14 protein-coding genes and 1 tRNA gene are annotated in these 15,655 nt (G+C 62.2%); 8 read left to right on the top strand and 7 right to left on the bottom strand.

Annotated features, from left to right (window positions below):
* Positions 1 to 39: 39 nt before the first annotated feature.
* The 5 genes from tgt to cobA all read right to left on the bottom strand — a co-directional run bounded on the left by tgt (position 40) and on the right by cobA (position 3,531).
* A complete protein-coding gene (gene tgt, locus AT959_RS13755; RefSeq protein WP_066884001.1) occupies positions 40 to 1,149 on the bottom strand; it encodes a tRNA guanosine(34) transglycosylase Tgt in 1,110 nt (369 codons plus the stop codon).
* Positions 1,139 to 2,185, bottom strand: a complete 1,047-nt coding sequence (queA, locus tag AT959_RS13760; RefSeq protein ID WP_066884002.1) for a tRNA preQ1(34) S-adenosylmethionine ribosyltransferase-isomerase QueA — start codon at positions 2,183 to 2,185, stop codon at positions 1,139 to 1,141. The genes tgt and queA overlap by 11 nt, the downstream gene beginning before the upstream one ends.
* A 61-nt stretch (positions 2,186 to 2,246) precedes the next feature.
* Positions 2,247 to 2,331, bottom strand: a tRNA-Leu gene (locus AT959_RS13765).
* Between the two features lie 25 nt (positions 2,332 to 2,356).
* On the bottom strand, positions 2,357 to 2,770 hold the full coding sequence (locus AT959_RS13770; protein ID WP_066884003.1) for a Rap1a/Tai family immunity protein: 414 nt from the start codon (positions 2,768 to 2,770) through the stop codon (positions 2,357 to 2,359).
* Positions 2,767 to 3,531 carry a uroporphyrinogen-III C-methyltransferase gene (cobA, locus tag AT959_RS13775; RefSeq protein WP_066884444.1) on the bottom strand — a complete coding sequence of 255 codons (765 nt, stop codon included), beginning with the start codon at positions 3,529 to 3,531 and terminating at the stop codon, positions 2,767 to 2,769. Before cobA ends, AT959_RS13770 begins: the two co-directional genes overlap by 4 nt.
* Positions 3,532 to 3,826: 295 nt before the next feature.
* On the opposite strand from cobA, the gene AT959_RS13780 reads away from it, so the two are divergent.
* The 8 genes from AT959_RS13780 to ahbB (AT959_RS13815) all read left to right on the top strand — a co-directional run bounded on the left by AT959_RS13780 (position 3,827) and on the right by ahbB (AT959_RS13815) (position 10,155).
* The gene (locus tag AT959_RS13780; RefSeq protein ID WP_476695861.1) at positions 3,827 to 5,470 is read left to right on the top strand and encodes a cytochrome D1 domain-containing protein; all 1,644 of its coding nucleotides are present in this window, start codon (positions 3,827 to 3,829) and stop codon (positions 5,468 to 5,470) included.
* Positions 5,471 to 5,594: 124 nt separating this feature from the next.
* Positions 5,595 to 6,437, top strand: a complete 843-nt coding sequence (locus AT959_RS13785) for an ethylbenzene dehydrogenase-related protein (protein ID WP_066884005.1) — start codon at positions 5,595 to 5,597, stop codon at positions 6,435 to 6,437.
* A 44-nt stretch (positions 6,438 to 6,481) separates the two neighbouring features.
* The gene (locus tag AT959_RS13790; protein ID WP_240481836.1) at positions 6,482 to 6,790 is read left to right on the top strand and encodes a plastocyanin/azurin family copper-binding protein; all 309 of its coding nucleotides are present in this window, start codon (positions 6,482 to 6,484) and stop codon (positions 6,788 to 6,790) included.
* Positions 6,791 to 6,827: 37 nt separating this feature from the next.
* A complete protein-coding gene (locus tag AT959_RS13795; RefSeq protein WP_083518439.1) occupies positions 6,828 to 7,094 on the top strand; it encodes a c-type cytochrome in 267 nt (88 codons plus the stop codon).
* 5 nt (positions 7,095 to 7,099) lie between these two features.
* Positions 7,100 to 8,263, top strand: coding sequence for a cytochrome D1 domain-containing protein (locus AT959_RS13800; protein WP_083518407.1), 1,164 nt, complete (start codon positions 7,100 to 7,102; stop codon positions 8,261 to 8,263).
* Complete coding sequence (gene ahbB, locus AT959_RS13805; protein WP_066884013.1) at positions 8,263 to 9,231, top strand: siroheme decarboxylase subunit beta; 969 nt, start codon at positions 8,263 to 8,265, stop codon at positions 9,229 to 9,231. The genes AT959_RS13800 and ahbB (AT959_RS13805) overlap by 1 nt, the downstream gene beginning before the upstream one ends.
* Positions 9,224 to 9,682 carry an Lrp/AsnC family transcriptional regulator gene (locus tag AT959_RS13810; RefSeq protein ID WP_066884015.1) on the top strand — a complete coding sequence of 153 codons (459 nt, stop codon included), beginning with the start codon at positions 9,224 to 9,226 and terminating at the stop codon, positions 9,680 to 9,682. Before ahbB (AT959_RS13805) ends, AT959_RS13810 begins: the two co-directional genes overlap by 8 nt.
* Positions 9,682 to 10,155 carry a siroheme decarboxylase subunit beta gene (ahbB, locus tag AT959_RS13815; protein WP_066884017.1) on the top strand — a complete coding sequence of 158 codons (474 nt, stop codon included), beginning with the start codon at positions 9,682 to 9,684 and terminating at the stop codon, positions 10,153 to 10,155. Before AT959_RS13810 ends, ahbB (AT959_RS13815) begins: the two co-directional genes overlap by 1 nt.
* 12 nt (positions 10,156 to 10,167) lie before the next feature.
* Here ahbB (AT959_RS13815) and AT959_RS13820 read toward each other — a convergent pair whose 3' ends face one another.
* Both AT959_RS13820 and cphA read right to left on the bottom strand, forming a co-directional pair.
* On the bottom strand, positions 10,168 to 12,906 hold the full coding sequence (locus tag AT959_RS13820; protein ID WP_066884019.1) for a PAS domain S-box protein: 2,739 nt from the start codon (positions 12,904 to 12,906) through the stop codon (positions 10,168 to 10,170).
* 167 nt (positions 12,907 to 13,073) lie between these two features.
* Complete coding sequence (gene cphA / locus AT959_RS13825) at positions 13,074 to 15,647, bottom strand: cyanophycin synthetase (protein ID WP_066884021.1); 2,574 nt, start codon at positions 15,645 to 15,647, stop codon at positions 13,074 to 13,076.
* Positions 15,648 to 15,655 lie beyond the last annotated feature (8 nt).

Genomic DNA, 15,655 nt, shown 5'->3' on the forward strand with positions numbered 1-15,655 from the left:
GTAACTCCGGATAACTAAAAATCAGAACGCGAGATTCTATCACTGGCCTGAGGAACGATCGCGGGCAAAGGCGCTTGCCCACTCGTTCAGCGTGCCGGCCTCGATCGCGGCGCGCATTTCGGCCATGATGGTTTGATAGAAATGCAGGTTGTGGATGGTGTTCAGCATGCCGCCGAGAATTTCGCCGGCGCGGAAGAGATGGTGCAGGTAGGCGCGGCTGAAATTGCTGCAGGTGTAGCAGCTGCAACTCGGGTCGAGCGTGCCGGTATCGGTCTTGTGCCGGGCATTCTTGATCTTGACGTCGCCGAAGCGGGTGAATAGGTGACCGTTGCGGGCATTGCGGGTCGGCATTACGCAATCGAACATGTCGATGCCGGCCTTGACCGAATAGACCAGATCTTCCGGTGTGCCGACGCCCATCAGGTAGCGCGGCTTGTGGGTCGGCAGCTTCGGGGCGGTATGGGCGAGGATGCGCGCCATGTCTTCCTTCGGTTCGCCGACCGAGAGGCCACCGATCGCCATGCCGTCGAAACCGATGTCGCACAGCCCGGCCACCGATTCGTCGCGCAGCTCTTCGTACATGCCGCCCTGAACGATGCCGAACAGCGCATTGCCGTTTTCCAGCCGGTTGTGTTCGTCACGCGAGCGTTGCGCCCAGCGCATGCTCATCCGCATCGATTTGGCCGCTTCGTCGCGCGTCGCCGGGTAGGGCGTGCATTCGTCGAAGATCATCACGATGTCGGAATTCAGTACCTTCTGAATCTGCATCGAGATTTCCGGGGTCAGGAAGAGCTTGGCGCCGTCGTGCGGTGACGAGAACTTGACGCCTTCCTCGGTGATCTTGCGCATGGCGCCGAGCGAGAAGACCTGGAAGCCGCCGGAGTCGGTCAGGATCGGCTTCTGCCACTGCATGAAATCGTGCAGCCCGTGGTGTGCCTGGACGACATCCAGCCCGGGTCGCAGCCAGAGGTGGAAAGTGTTGCCGAGACAGATCTGGGCGCCGATCTCGTTCAACGAAGCGGGTGTCATCGCCTTGACCGTGCCGTAGGTGCCGACCGGCATGAAAACCGGGGTCTGGACGACACCGTGGGTCAGCGTCAGCGTGCCGCGGCGGGCGTCGCCATCGGTCTTGAGGAGTTCAAACTGCATCGGATTTTTCCAGAAGCATGGCGTCGCCATAGCTGAAGAAGCGGTAGCGATCGGCCACGGCGTGGGCGTAGGCGGCACGGATGTTGTCGTAGCCGGCAAAGGCCGAAACCAGCATGAGCAGTGTCGATTTCGGCAGATGGAAGTTGGTGAACAGGCGGTCGACCACCTTGAAGCGATAGCCCGGCGTAATGAAGATATCGGTTTCACCTTCGCCAACCCGCACCGTGCCATCGTCGCGCGCCGCCGATTCGAGTGTGCGCAGGCTGGTCGTGCCAATGGCAATGACCCGGCCGCCGGCAGCGCGGGTCGCCGCAATGGCGTCGGCCGTCGCTTGCGGAACGGCATAGCGCTCGCTATGCATGCGGTGATCGGTGATTTTTTCGACGCGGACCGGTCGGTAGGTGCCGGCCCCTACGTGCAGCGTGACGAAAGCGGTATTGATACCCTGGGCCTGCAGCGTAGCCAGCATCGCTTCGTCGAAATGCAGGCCGGCGGTGGGCGCTGCGACCGCGCCTGGGGCGCGGGCATAGACCGTCTGGTAGCGTGTTTCGTCGGCATCCTCGGCCGGATGTTCGATGTAGGGCGGCAAGGGCAGTTTGCCGTAGCGCTCGGACAAATCCCAGAAATCGCCCTCATCGACCAGTTCCAGCGCGAAAAAATCGTCGTCGGCACCGGTCCGTCCGGTCATCCTGACTGTAAAGGCGTCAGCCAGGCGCAGGTTGCAGCCCGGCTTCGGCGCCTTGCTGGCACGAATCTGGCAGACCGCATGACGGGCGTCGACAATGCGTTCGAGCATGATCTCGACCCGCCCGCCGCTGTCCTTGACCCCGAAAAAGCGCGCCTTGATGACCCGGGTGTCGTTGAAGACCAGCAGGTCGCCGGTGCGCAACAGGCTCGGCAGATCGTCAAATTTGCGATCAAAACGCTGTTGACCGCAGACATGCAGCAAGCGGCTGCCCCGCCGCTCGGGCGCGGGGTGTTGGGCAATCAACTCGGGGGGGAGGGGAAAGTCGAAGTCGTCGACAGTCAACGACATAGGCAGAAATCCGCTTGGAAACAAAAACGGCCTTCCGTCAGGAAAGCCGATTTGTCGTTACTGGTGCCCCGAGCCAGACTCGAACTGGCACACCTTTCGGCGGCGGATTTTGAATCCGCTGCGTCTACCGATTCCGCCATCGGGGCAAATGGAGGCCGGATTATCCACGAATCACTTCTTTGGTTCAAGTGTATTGGTGCAGGGAAATGATTTGGCCAAGGCGCTGGCGACCAACATGGCCGTGCTACCGCTCGGATTTGGCGGCAGGTGCTCGAAGTGGGCGAGGACGGCACGGACCAGGCGAGCCGACAGATCGCTCTCGTCGGGCAAGCAGAAGGCATTGAGTTTGACCCCGACCTTGTCGGCCAGGTAGTCGCTGACGGCATAGCCGTCGGCAAAGCCGGCGACGTAGGAAATGCAGCGGCCGCTCTTCAGCGACTCGTAGGGGTTGCTGGTCTTCTTGTGAGCGAACAGTTCATCGGCCGCCTGACAGTCTTCACGCAACTCTTTCACCGAGTAGGCCTGGGCCGGTGCGGTAAAGGTGGCGAGCAGGCCGACGATCAGGACGCCGAGGATAGGCTTCATGCTTTCTCGAACCAGCTGAGCTGCTCGTGCAGGCCGACAACACTGCCGACCACGATCAGCGCCGGCGGCTTGATGCCGGATTCCTCGATGCGATGCGGCAGGGTGCCGAGCGTGGCGAGCAGGGTTTGCTGGTCGGGCAGCGTGCCGTTGCGGATGACGGCGGCCGGCGTCAGTGAGGGCAGGCCGTGATTGATCATCTGGCGGCAGATTTCACCGGCGGCGCCGATGCCCATGTAGAAAACTACGGTTTGCCGGGGGCGGGCCAGGGCCGGCCAGTCGAGATTGACGGTGCCGTCCTTGAGGTGGCCGGTAACGAAGGTGACCGACTGGGCGTGGTCGCGGTGAGTCAGCGGAAAACCGGAGTAGGCGGCACAACCGGCGGCGGCGGTGACACCCGGCACGACTTCAAAGGGGATGCCGGAGGCAACCAGCGTTTCCAGTTCCTCACCGCCACGGCCGAAGATGAAGGGGTCGCCACCTTTCAGGCGAACGACCGAGAGCCCTTCCTTGGCCAGGTCAACCAGCAGCTGGTTGATCGAGTCCTGCGGCAGCGTGTGTTTGGAAGCTTCCTTGCCGGCATAGATGCGGCGGGCATCGGCCCGGGCCAGGTCCATGATGCCTTCGCCAACCAGGTGGTCGAAGACCAGGGCGTCGGCCTGGCTGATCAGGCGGGCCGCCTTGACTGTCAAAAGATCCGGGTCGCCAGGGCCGGCGCCGATGAGCCAGACTTTGCCGGCAGCGAGAGTGTCGTGTTTGTCCATGTTGTCTTTGTGCCTTTGGGCGGCCATCCTAATCCGTCATTTGGCGCCTGCCAATAGGAGGCAGCAATTGTCTGTTGCGGTATCTGTCAAAAGCACTATATGACTAGTTCTAAGTAACTATAAGCGACTGAATATTATGGATTCCTGATGGGTAAAATCTTGATGGGAATCAAGGATGGGAAACGGGCTCAGGTTCAACCTAGCGCCCATCGCGTTGGGGGATACGGCGCGCCATTTTTGTTCTAGGAGAGGAAAGATGAAAAAATCTGTTGTGGGGATGCTCGCATTGACGGCCATGGTTTCCGCCATGGGTTCTGCTTTTGCTCAGGATGCTGCCAAGGCACCTGAACTGACTGCTGCCGAGAAGGAGCAGGCGAAGAAGATTTACTTCGAGCGCTGCGCCGGTTGTCACGGTGTATTGCGCAAGGGTGCCACCGGCAAGAACCTCGAGCCGCACTGGTCGAAGAAGGACAAGGACGGCAACGTGACCGAAGGCGGTACGCTGAAGCTCGGTCAGAACCGTCTGGAAAAGATCATCGGTTACGGTACCGATGGTGGCATGGTTAACTTCGACGACATCCTGACCAAGGAAGAAATTTCCCTGATGTCGAAGTACATCCAGAACACGCCGGATGTGCCGCCGGAATACAGCTTCAAGGAAACTCTGGATTCCTGGAAGGTAATTGTTCCGGTCGACAAGCGTCCGACCAAGCAAATGAACAACATCAACCTGAAGAACGTCTTCTCGGTCACCCTGCGTGATACCGGTGAAGTTGCTCTGATCGACGGTGATACCAAGGAAATCCGTAGCATCGTCAAGACCGGCTACGCGGTCCATATCTCCCGCCTGTCCGCTTCCGGCCGTTACGTCTATGTTATTGGTCGCGATGGCCGTCTGAGCCTGATCGACCTCTGGATGGAAAAGCCGGCCGTCGTGGCTGAAGTCAAGATCGGTTTCGATGCCCGCTCGGTCGATACCTCCAAGTTCAAGGGCTTTGAAGACAAGTACGCGATCGCCGGTTCCTACTGGCCGCCCCAGTACGTGATCATGGACGGCGACACGCTGAAGCCGCGCAAGGTCGTTTCCACCCGCGGCATGACCGTTGATGGCGAATACCATCCGGAACCGCGCGTTGCTTCCATCGTGGCTTCCTTCATCAAGCCGGAATGGGTCGTCAATATCAAGGAAACCGGCCAGATCCTGCTGGTCGACTATTCCGATATCGAAAACCTGAAGACGACGACCATCGCTTCCGCCAAGTTCCTGCATGACGGCGGCTGGGATGCTTCGAAGCGCTACTTCCTGGTCGCGGCCAATGCCTCCAACAAGATTGCCGCGGTCGACACCAAGACCGGCAAGCTGGCAGCGCTGGTCGATGTCGCCAAGATCCCGCACCCGGGGCGCGGCGCCAACTTCGTGCATCCGAAGTTCGGTCCGGTCTGGGCGACGGGTCACCTCGGTGCCGATGTCGTGACGCTGATCTCGACGCCGTCCGACGACAAGAAGAATGCCAAGTTCAAGGAATACAACTGGAAGGTTGTCCAGGAAATCAAGCACGTACCGGGTAACCTGTTCGTCAAGACGCATCCGAAGTCGAAGCATCTGTGGGCCGACTCGGCACAGAACTCCGACAAGGATCGTGCCGAATCCGTTTCCGTTTGGGACATGGCTGATCTTTCCAAGCCGAAGGCTATCCTGAACGTTGCCAAGGATTCCGGCATGCCGGAAGCCAAGGCGACCAAGCGTGCCGTGCATCCGGAATACAGCGCGGACGGCAAGGAAGTCTGGATCTCCCTGTGGGGCGGCAAGACCGACCAGTCGGCCATCGTGGTCTATGACGATGCCACGCTGAAGGTCAAGAAGGTGATCACCGATCCGAAGATGATCACCCCGACCGGCAAGTTCAACGTCTACAACACCCAGCACGACATCTATTAATCGGCTGCCGATTATTTGATCTGTCGCAAGGCTACGGGGGCGCAAGCCCCCGTAGCATTAGTGGCATCGGCATTACGATAACGACATGCCTGTAATCGAAGGTTTTTTGAGTGGAGACACCACGATGAAAAAGAATTTTGTATCTCTGGCTGTGATGGGCGCTTTCCTCGCTATGGGTTCGCAAGCGGCGCTGGCCGCTCCCGACTGGAGCAAGGTGCCGAAGAAGGATCTCTATGTCTTCCACCCGGGTGCGGCGCCGATCGAATGGGCGACCGGCAAGGGCGACCATAGCGGTGCCAGCGGCTTGAAGAAGGGCGAGGCCTGTGCCGGCTGCCATATCGAGGACGGCAAGCTGAGCCTGGACCTGAAGCGTCTGGCCAGCAAGGAAATGGAGCCGAAGGGCGCACCGAAGACGATGAGCTACCCGGTTGGCGTACAGGCGGCTTATGACGCAACCAATCTTTATGTTCGTCTGACCTTCAAGGCACCGGGCGGCGGCTTCGATCATTCCGACAAGGACAACGAGGTCAAGGCCAGCGTCATGTTCCCGAACGACAAGGTGCCGATGGGCGACCAGGTCGGCTGCTGGGCGAGCTGTCACAAGGATGCCCGCACCATGCCGGGGGCCGACGAGAAGAAGACCAAGTACGTCACGGCCGGTTCGATGGACCTGATGCAGTGGCGTAGCGGCGGCGGTGGCAAGGCTCTTGATGGCACGGTCAGCGACAAGCGCAACATGGAAGGCGGTAAGGCTGGGGTGACGGCGGAAGGCGCCAAGGCCGGCGATACCTACACCGTGACCTTCACCCGCAAGCTGGCGGGCGGCGTCAATCTGGCAGCCGGCAAGGCCGTACCCTTCGGTATCGCCATTCACGCCGACAATGCCGGTGGTCGTTTCCATCACATTTCCTTCGGCCACACGCTGGGTCTGGGCGCCGATGGTGATGTGAAGGCTGCCAAGCAGTAATTGCCTTGCCCTCCGGCGCATCATTGTTTACCGGATGGCTTGTCTTGAAACGAGCGCCCGCCCTGCTGGCGCTCGTTGCCTTTTCTGCCTTCGGGCAGACGACGCACGACGTGGTGATCGAGGGCTACCAGTTTGTCCCCGCCGAGTTGACGATCCGCAGCGGCGATACCGTCAAATGGAGCAACCACGAGAAGCGGACCAGCCATTCCGTACTTTTCCCGGCAGAAGGTGGCCAGGAGTCCGAGCGGCTGTTTCCGGACGAAAGCTGGCAGCGTCAATTTAATCAGCCCGGGCGCTACCTCTATCATTGCGGGCCGCATCCGGAGATGAAAGGTGTCATCGTTGTCGAATAAACTGGTTTTTGCCCTTTTCCTGCTGTCGACCGCAGCAATGGCCAGCGAGCCGACGCCGGCCCGGCAAAAGGAGCTGGTCCATCTGGTCCGCCAGGATTGCGGCTCCTGCCATGGCATGACGCTGCAGGGCGGCCTTGGTCCCGCCTTGTTGCCGGCCAACCTGCGCGACAAGCCGGCCGAAGGCCTGGCCGCAACGATTTATTACGGCCGGCCGGGAACGCCGATGCCGCCGTGGCAGCAATTCATGTCCGAAGCCGAAGCGGCGTGGATTGTCGATAAACTGATGAGCGAATTCCCCAAATGAAAACGATGCGCCTGTTCCTCTGTCTGCTCCTCGCCCTGCTGCTGAATGCCTGCGCCGGCTCGCAACTGCGCGGCACCGGCGATCTCGGTCTGGTCATCGAACGCGCCAGCGGCCATGTCACGCTGGTCAATACCAGCGCCCGCCAACCCTATGCCCGCATCGAAGGACTGGGTGACCTTTCGCACGCCTCCGCCGTCTATTCGCGGGACGGCCGCTACGCCTTCATCTTTGGCCGCGATGGCGGGCTGACCAAGATCGACCTGCTGGAAGCAAAGATCGTCAAGCGTGTCATCCAGTCGGGCAACGCCATCGGCGGCTCGATTTCGCAGGATGGCCGCATCGTCGTCGCCCAGAACTATGCGCCGGGCGGTATCAAGGCCTTCGATGCCGAGACGCTCGAACTGCTGTCCGAAGTGCCGGCCGAATACGCCCCGGGCAAGTTTTCCAAGGTGGTCGGCCTGGCCGACGTGCCGGGCAACAAGTTCGCCTATGCGCTGTTCGAGGGCGGCGAGATCTGGGTGACCGATTTCAGCAATCCGCGCCAGCCGACGACGCAGCGCTATCCGGCCGGCAAGCAGCCTTACGATGGCCTGGTGACGCCGGATGGCCGTTACTTCCTGGCCGGCCTGTTCGGCGAGGACGGCATCGCCATGCTCGACCTCTGGCAGCCGGAAAAGGGGGCGCGCAAGATTCTCGAAAACTATGGTCGTGGCGAGGAAAAGCTGCCTGTCTTCAAGATGCCGCATCTGCGCGGCTGGTCGGTGGCGCAGGGCAAGGCCTACCTGCCGGCGATCGGTCGTCACGAAGTGCTGGTCGTCGATGTTGCGACCTGGAAGGAAGTCGGCCGCATTCCGGTACGCGGCCAGCCGGTCTTCGTCATGGCGCGCCCGGACGGCCGCCAGGTGTGGGTCAATTTCGCCTTTCCCGACAACGGCAAGATGGACGTCATCGACACCCTGGCCGGCAAGGTGGTGCATGCTTTCGAGCCGGGCAAGGGCATCCTGCACATGGAATTCGCGCCGCGTGGCGAAAATGTCTGGCTCTCGGCGCGCGACGACAACAAGGTGCTGATCTACAACACGATGAATTTCAGCCAGCAGGGCGAGATTGCCGCCGATAGTCCTTCCGGCATCTTCTTCACGACCCGCGCCGCGCGCATTGGTTTCTGATGAACGACACTTTCGAATTCCGCCTGCTCAACGAATTTCAGCGCGACTTTCCGCTCTGTCCGGCCCCTTTCGCCGAACTGGCGGCCCGCCTCGGGGTGGCCGAAAAGGCCGTGCTGGGCAGCCTGGAAAAGCTCCGCCGCGAAGGCAAGATCTCGCGGGTCGGCGCCGTCTTCGCCCCCAAACGGATCGGTGCTTCGACGCTGGCGGCGATGGCGGTACCGCCGCAGAAGCTCGCCATGGTGGCGGCTGCGGTCAACCGCTTTCCGGAGGTCAACCATAACTACGAGCGGGAACATCGCTACAACCTGTGGTTCGTCGTCACCGCCGGCAGCGAAGGACGCTTGCAGGCGACGCTGGGCGCCATCGAAAAGGCCGCCGGCTACCCGCTGCTCGCCTTGCCGCTGGAAGAGGAGTTTCACATCGACCTCGGTTTCTGCCTGCAGGGCGAGAAGCAAAAGAATGTCGTGACCGCCCGCCCGGTGCAACCGGCCGCGCCGATCGGCGAATCCGAGCGGCGTCTGGTTTCCGTACTGCAGGAGGGGCTGCCGCTGTTCATGCGGCCCTTTGCGCTGATTGCCGAGCGGATTGGCGCTTCCGAATCCGATGTCCTGAACCGCATCCGGCGCTGGCTGGACGAGGGCGACATCAAGCGCTTCGGTGTCGTCGTCCGCCACCATGAACTCGGCTACACCGCCAATGCGATGCTGGTCCATGACCTTCCCGACGAACAGGTCAGCGAGATCGGCCGCGCCCTGGCCGGCGAGCCGGCGGTCACACTCTGCTACCGCCGGCCGCGCCGCCTGCCGGACTGGCCGTACAACCTGTTCTGCATGATTCATGGCCGGGAACGCAACGAGGTCGAGGCGACGATTGCCGAACTGCGCCAGCGGCATGGCCTGGAGGCCTTTGGCCACGATGTGCTGTTTTCACTGACCCGTTTCAAGCAGGGCGGTGCCCGTTATGCGTGAACTTGACGCGGTCGACCGCGAAATCATTGCCAAAATGCAGGGCGATTTCCCGATCTGCGCCCGCCCTTACGCGGCGCTGGCAACAAAGATCGGCATCACCGAAGACGAGTTGTTGGTTCGTCTCGGCGCTTTGCTCAACGACAAGGTATTGACCCGTTTCGGCCCGATGTATCAGATCGAACGGATGGGCGGTGCCTTCGTGCTCGCCGCGCTGGCCGCTCCGGAGGAGCGCTATGACGAGGTGACGGCGTTGGTCAATGCTTTGCCGCAAGTCGCCCACAATTACCGGCGTGAACACGCGCTGAACATGTGGTTCGTGCTGGCAACCGAAACGCCGGCCGGCATTGCCGAGGCGGTGGCCCGCATCGAAGCGGACACTGGCCTGCCGGTCTACGCTTTCCCGAAGGAACAGGAATATTTCGTCGAAATGAAGCTGGAGGCTCGAGTCTGATGGATGAAATCGATCGTGCGCTGATCGTCGCCACCCAGGGGGGCCTGCCGCTGGTCTGCGAGCCTTACCATGCCATCGGCGAGCAGCTTGGCCTGCCGGACCAGGAGGTCATGCGCCGGCTGCAGGCGCTGGTCGACAGCGGCGTCATCCGCCGGATCGGTGCCGTGCCCAATCATTATGCGATCGGCTGGACGGCAAACGGCATGACCGTGTGGGATGTCGCCGATGAACTGGTCGATGCGCTGGGGGCGAAGATCGGGGCGCTGCCGTTTGTCACTCATTGCTACCGTCGACCGCGGGCCTTGCCGGCCTGGCCCTACAACCTGTTTGCCATGGTGCACGGCAGTTCGCGCGAGGAGTGCTCGGCCAAGGCCGGTGAAATCCGCAGTTTGCTCGGCGATGCCTGCCGGGCAAACGACATCCTCTATTCGACCAAAATCCTCAAGAAAACCGGCCTGCGCATCGGCGCCTGAGGCACTGGCCGTTCAGCGTGGCGACCTCAGCCATTTCAGTACACAAAGGAACAGTGCTTCGGGCTCGACCGGCTTGGCGATGAAATCGTTCATGCCCGCCTCGAAACAGCGGACCTTGTCTTCAATGAAGGCATTGGCCGTCATTGCGACAATCGGGGTGGTGCTGTGGCGGGGCATGGCGCGTATCTGTCGCGTCGCGTCCAGACCATCCAGGCGCGGCATCTGCATGTCCATCAGGATCAATTTGTAGTCGGTCTGACTGGCCCGTTCACAAGCCGCGATCCCGTCTTCGGCAAAGTCCACGAGCAGGCCGAGTTCGCCGAGCAGGGTCAGGGTAATCTCGCGATTGATCGGTTCGTCTTCGGCGAGCAGGATCCGGCTGCCGGCATGGTCATGCTTGAGAACAGCCTCCGCTTCGCTCAACAGAATAGCTGGCCGCAATGGGCTGAAGGGGGCGCCTTTTTTCAGTCTTACGGTAAACCAGAACGAACTGCCGATTCCCGGCCGGCTCTCCGCCCCGGCATCGCCGCCCATCAACTGGGCCAGTTTGCGGGTGATGGCCAGGCCGAGACCGGTGCCGCCGTATTTGCGGGTCATCGTGTTGTCGGCCTGCTCGAAGGCGGCGAACAGGCGTTGCATGACATCCGCCGGAATGCCGATGCCGCTATCGGCGACCTCAAAGTGCAAGACGGCGCTGTCGGCGGTTTCGCTGAGCAGTTTTGCCCGCAGGCTGACGTAGCCGCTGTCGGTGAACTTGATGGCATTGGTGGCGTAGTTGAGCAGCGCCTGCTGTAGCCGTGTCGGGTCGCCGAGCAGGCAGTTCGGCAGGGCGGCCGCTTCGATGCTCAGCGTCAATTGCTTGGCCTGCGCCCGGTCATGCAGGATCGAGGCGACGTTTTCGAGCAGGGCCTCGACATTAAGCGGGACTTCCTCCAGCGAGAATTTGCCGGCTTCGATCTTCGACAGTTCAAGGATGGCATTGATGATGGCGAGCAAATGTTCGCTCGCCGCCTCCAACTTGCCCATGCGCTCCTGCTGTTCGGGGGAAAGACCGTTGCGTCGGATCAGGTGGGCCATGCCGGCAATGGCGTTCAGCGGGGTGCGGATTTCATGCGACATATTGGCCAGGAAGGCGCTCTTCGCGATATTGGCTGTCTCGGCCGCCTCCTTGGCCTTGACCAGTTCGGCCGTGCGCTCGGCGACGACATCCTCGAGATGATGGCGGTGCCGGTCCAGTTCGATTTCCCCGCGCTTGCGTTCGCTGATGTCGATGTCGATGCAATACATTTCCGGTTCGCCACGGCTGCCGTGCAACATGACATGGCTGGAAAAGACCTCGACCGGGCTGCCGTCGGCACGGCGCAGGGTCAATTCGCCGGCCGGAATCGGTGGACCGCCGGCCACCCAGGCCGAGGTTTGGCGAATGACGCCGTCCCGCATGGCGTCGGGAATGATCAGGTCTTCCAGCAGGGCGCCCAGTGCTTCCTCCCGGCTGTAGCCGTAGAGTGTTTCGCTGGCCTTGTTCCAGAAAATGACACGCCGGTTGCGGTCGTAGCCCTGCACCGAGATCGACGGGACCTGTTCGAAAATGGCCCGGAATCGTTCCTCGCTCTCGCGCAGTATGCGTTCCTGCTGCAGTTCCTCGGTGATGTCGAGGCTCAGGCTGACCAGCGCGACGGGGTGCCCTTGCTCGTTGCATTTCACCGCCTTGATGACACGCAGATCGTGAATCTGGCCGTCGCTGAAAGGCAGTCGCTGCTGCGTGACGCTGATTTCCCGATCGGCCAGTGCCTTGCGGTCGGCGGCCAGGCACTGCTCACGAAAGGCCGGCGGGATCAGCTCGGTGTAATGCGCTGCGGCGAGAAAGCGGCTTTCGGCTATCCCCATCGCCTGGCAGAAGGCCTTGTTGACGAAAGACAGCTTGCCGTTCGCATCCTGCAGCCAGATGCCGATCGGGGCCGCGTCGAGAATCAGTTGGAGCGTTTGCCGCTCGCGGCGCAAGGCCTGTTCGACCTGTATCTTGTCGGTAATGTCGCGCGCAATGCCGAACAGGCCGATGATTTCGCCGCTGGCATCCTTGATCGGGTATTTTCGGTTGTCGACCCAGCCCTTGCGGCCATCGTTGCCCAGGGTTTCCTGAATTTCATGTGCGACCGCGGCGCCAGCGAAAACCTGCTTTTCCAGCCGGTAGTAGTGATCGGCAAACTCTTCCGGGAAAATATCGTAATCGGTCTGGCCGAGCAGGTCGGTCCAGTGTTCGCTGGGCGCGGTGATCGCCACCAGGGTTTGGCTGGCACCGGTCATCACATGGTTGCGGTCTTTGAAGTAGATGTAATCGTCGGTGATTTCCATCATGGCGCGGAAGTTGGCCATCATGTCCTGCGCACCAAGTGGCCGGGCCAGGCTTTTTGCGTCCTGCAGCAACAGATCAAGGGTGGGGGCGGGGTGTTTGCTGGCGCCGTCCTTTTGATAGTGCGCCTTGAGGCAGCGGATGCGGCCATCGGCATGGCGGAGCCGGATGTTGACGGTGCCGGCGGTGTCGTGGACTTCCCGGGAAAACAGGTGCTCGGCGATATCGAGATCGTCCGGGTGGATCAGTGTCGGCAGGGTGATGCCGGATGCGAGAAAATCATCAGCACGATAGCCGAGCAAAGCCTCCATACCGTCGCTGACCGACAGTACCGGCAAGTCGTCCCGCAGCACCATCCTGATCCGTGCTTCCAGGACAGGGCGGCCATCCGTCTTGATCATCGTTATTCCCCGGCAAGCTGACACATTTCAATGTCATCAGACTCAAGCGATTGCCAACGGTTCAAGCATAACGCCGGGGCGTGTGTTTGTGGGTGACCGTGGGGCGGAATCTGCCCAGAAAAAAGCCCGGCATCGGCCGGGCTTTTACGGGGCACGAAGTCTCGCGTTTAGCCAGCTTCGGCGATGCGTCCGGCAATATGGGCCAGCGCCTCTTCCACCTGGTCGATCAGGATCAGGCAGAGGTCGCCCGGTTGCAGACGGGCCAGCGCAGCGTCGATGGCGATGAATTCACCGGTGATCGCATCGATCTGCTTGGTGCGGCTGGCGTTGGCCAGGCCTTCGCGGAGCAGGGCGATGACTTCGCCGTCTTCCCGGCCACGCTGGCAGGCATCCTGGTAGAGGATGACGTCGTCGAAAGCCTCGCCGAGGATCTCGGTCTGCTGGCGAATATCGTCATCGCGCCGGTCGCCGGCACCGCTGATGACAACCGAGCGGCGCACGGCCGGCATATTGTTGATGCCTCCGACCAGCGCCTGGATGGCGTCCGGGTTGTGGCCGTAATCGGCGATCAGCGTCGCCCCCTTGTAGTCAAAGACATTGAAGCGGCCGGGGGCGGTCGCTGCGTCGCTGACGAAATTGGCCAGGGCGCGTTCGATGATTTCCCAGTCGTAGCCGAGAGCCCAGCCGGTGGCGGTGGCTGCCATCGCATTCTCGACCTGGAAGCCGATCGTGCCGTTGCGGGTCAGCGGCACATTGGCCAGCGGAATACGGTGCTTCTTGCGGCCTTCGCTGCAGATGATGGCATCGCGCTCGACATAGACGACGCGCTTGCCCTGGGCGCGGTGGGTGGCCAGCACCGGGTTGGCCCGGTCGCGGGCGAAGAAGATGATCTCGCCCTGGCAGTGATGGGCCATCGCCGCGACTACCGGGTCGGCTGCATTGAGCACGGCGGTGCCGTTCGGCGCGACGTTTTCGACGATGACGCGCTTGACCACGGCCAGTTCGTCGACCGTCGTGATGTAGTTGAGGCCGAGGTGGTCGCCGATGCCGATGTTGGTAATCACCGCGACGTCGCACATGTCGAAACCGAGACCTTCGCGCAGGACGCCGCCGCGCGCCGTTTCGAAAACCGCGGCATCGACGTCCGGGTGCATCAGCACGTTGCGGGCGCTACGCGGGCCGGAACAGTCGCCGTCGTCGGTGCGCCGGCCTTCGATATAGACGCCGTCGGTGCTGGTCATGCCGACGCGCAGGCCATTGCTTTCAAAGATGCGGCCGATCAGGCGGCTGGTCGTCGTTTTGCCATTGGTGCCGGCGATGGCGACGACCGGGATGCGGGCATTGTCGCCGTCCGGGAACATCATGCCGACGATGGCTTCGCCGACCGGCCGGCCCTTGCCGAAGGAGGGATCGAGATGCATACGCAGGCCGGGCGCGGCGTTGCATTCGACGATGCCGCCGCCTTGCTCTTCGAGCGGCTTGAGCATCGTGTCGCAGACGACGTCGATGCCGCAGATGTCGAGACCGACGGTCTGCGCAGCGGCGACGGCGGCCGCCGCCAGTTCCGGGTGGACGTCGTCGGTGACGTCGGTGGCGGTGCCGCCGGTGGACAGGTTGGCATTGTTGCGCAGCACGACGCGGACGCCGCGTTGCGGTACGGTGTCGGCGCTGTAACCCTGTTCGGCGAGGCGGGCGAGGGCGATTTCGTCGAAGCGGATCTTGGTCAGCGACGTGGCGTGGCCGTCGGAGCGACGCGGGTCGCTATTGACGATGTCCACCAGTTCGCGAATGGTGTGCGTGCCGTCGCCGATGACCAGCGGCGGGTCACGCCGGGCGGCGGCGATCAGCTTGTCGCCAATGACCAACAGGCGCCAGTCGTGGCCGGGCAGGAATTTCTCGACCATGATGTCGTCGCGGAACTCGATGGCGACGCGGTAGGCGCGGCGGACCTGTTCCTCGCTCGTCAGATTGACCGAAATGCCCTTGCCCTGATTGCCGTCCTGCGGCTTGACGACGACCGGCAGGCCGACCTCCTGGGCGGCCACCCAGGCATCGTCCTCGTCCTCGACCGGGCGGCCGTAGGGCACGGCGACACCGGCGGCGTGCAGCAGCTTCTTGGTCAGTTCCTTGTCCTGGGCGATCGATTCGCCGATGGCGCTGGTCAGGCTGGTTTCGGCGGCCTGGATGCGCTTCTGCTTGCTGCCCCAGCCGAACTGGACCAGGCTGCCCTGGGTCAGGCGGCGATACGGAATGCCGCGGGCGACGGCGGCCGAAACGATAGCGCCGGTCGACGGGCCAAGGCGGATGTCTTCGTCGAGGTCGCGCAGTTCCTTCAGCGTCCCTTCGAGATCGAAGGGGGTATCGTTCAGTGCGGCCTGACACAGTTGCTCGGCACGTTCGAAGGCGAGACGACCGACATCTTCTTCGGTGTACTCGACGATGACCTGATAAACGCCCTGGTCGACGGTCTGTGCCGTCCGGCTGAAGGTCACCGGGCAGCCGGCCTGGGCCTGCAGGCCGAGAGCGGCGAATTCAAGGGCGTGGGCCATCGAGACGGTGTCGAGGTGGTCGGAGGGAATCAGGTCGCCCAGTTCCGGGAAGCGCTCGCGCAGGCGGGCTTCGAAGTTAGGCAGGTCTGAAATGGCGACCTCGCCACCTTCACAGGTGACGATGGCCTGAATGGCGGTATGCCGGCTCCACAGGTTGGGGCCGCGCAGGGCGCGAATGCGGGAAACGTCCATGACGCTTG

The organism is Dechloromonas denitrificans, from assembly GCF_001551835.1.
GTDB lineage: Bacteria > Pseudomonadota > Gammaproteobacteria > Burkholderiales > Rhodocyclaceae > Azonexus > Azonexus denitrificans.

Bases quoted from the DNA above. Each gene is read 5' to 3' on its own strand.
- tgt (WP_066884001.1), bottom strand. From the start codon at position 1,149: ATGCAGTTTGAACTCCTCAAGACCGATGGCGACGCCCGCCGCGGCACG.
- queA (WP_066884002.1), bottom strand. From the start codon at position 2,185: ATGTCGTTGACTGTCGACGACTTCGACTTTCCCCTCCCCCCCGAGTTG.
- AT959_RS13770 (WP_066884003.1), bottom strand. From the start codon at position 2,770: ATGAAGCCTATCCTCGGCGTCCTGATCGTCGGCCTGCTCGCCACCTTT.
- cobA (WP_066884444.1), bottom strand. From the start codon at position 3,531: ATGGACAAACACGACACTCTCGCTGCCGGCAAAGTCTGGCTCATCGGC.
- AT959_RS13780 (WP_476695861.1), top strand. From the start codon at position 3,827: ATGGTTTCCGCCATGGGTTCTGCTTTTGCTCAGGATGCTGCCAAGGCA.
- AT959_RS13785 (WP_066884005.1), top strand. From the start codon at position 5,595: ATGAAAAAGAATTTTGTATCTCTGGCTGTGATGGGCGCTTTCCTCGCT.
- AT959_RS13795 (WP_083518439.1), top strand. From the start codon at position 6,828: ATGGCCAGCGAGCCGACGCCGGCCCGGCAAAAGGAGCTGGTCCATCTG.
- AT959_RS13800 (WP_083518407.1), top strand. From the start codon at position 7,100: ATGCGCCTGTTCCTCTGTCTGCTCCTCGCCCTGCTGCTGAATGCCTGC.
- ahbB (WP_066884013.1), top strand. From the start codon at position 8,263: ATGAACGACACTTTCGAATTCCGCCTGCTCAACGAATTTCAGCGCGAC.
- AT959_RS13810 (WP_066884015.1), top strand. From the start codon at position 9,224: ATGCGTGAACTTGACGCGGTCGACCGCGAAATCATTGCCAAAATGCAG.
- ahbB (WP_066884017.1), top strand. From the start codon at position 9,682: ATGGATGAAATCGATCGTGCGCTGATCGTCGCCACCCAGGGGGGCCTG.
- AT959_RS13820 (WP_066884019.1), bottom strand. From the start codon at position 12,906: ATGATCAAGACGGATGGCCGCCCTGTCCTGGAAGCACGGATCAGGATG.
- cphA (WP_066884021.1), bottom strand. From the start codon at position 15,647: ATGGACGTTTCCCGCATTCGCGCCCTGCGCGGCCCCAACCTGTGGAGC.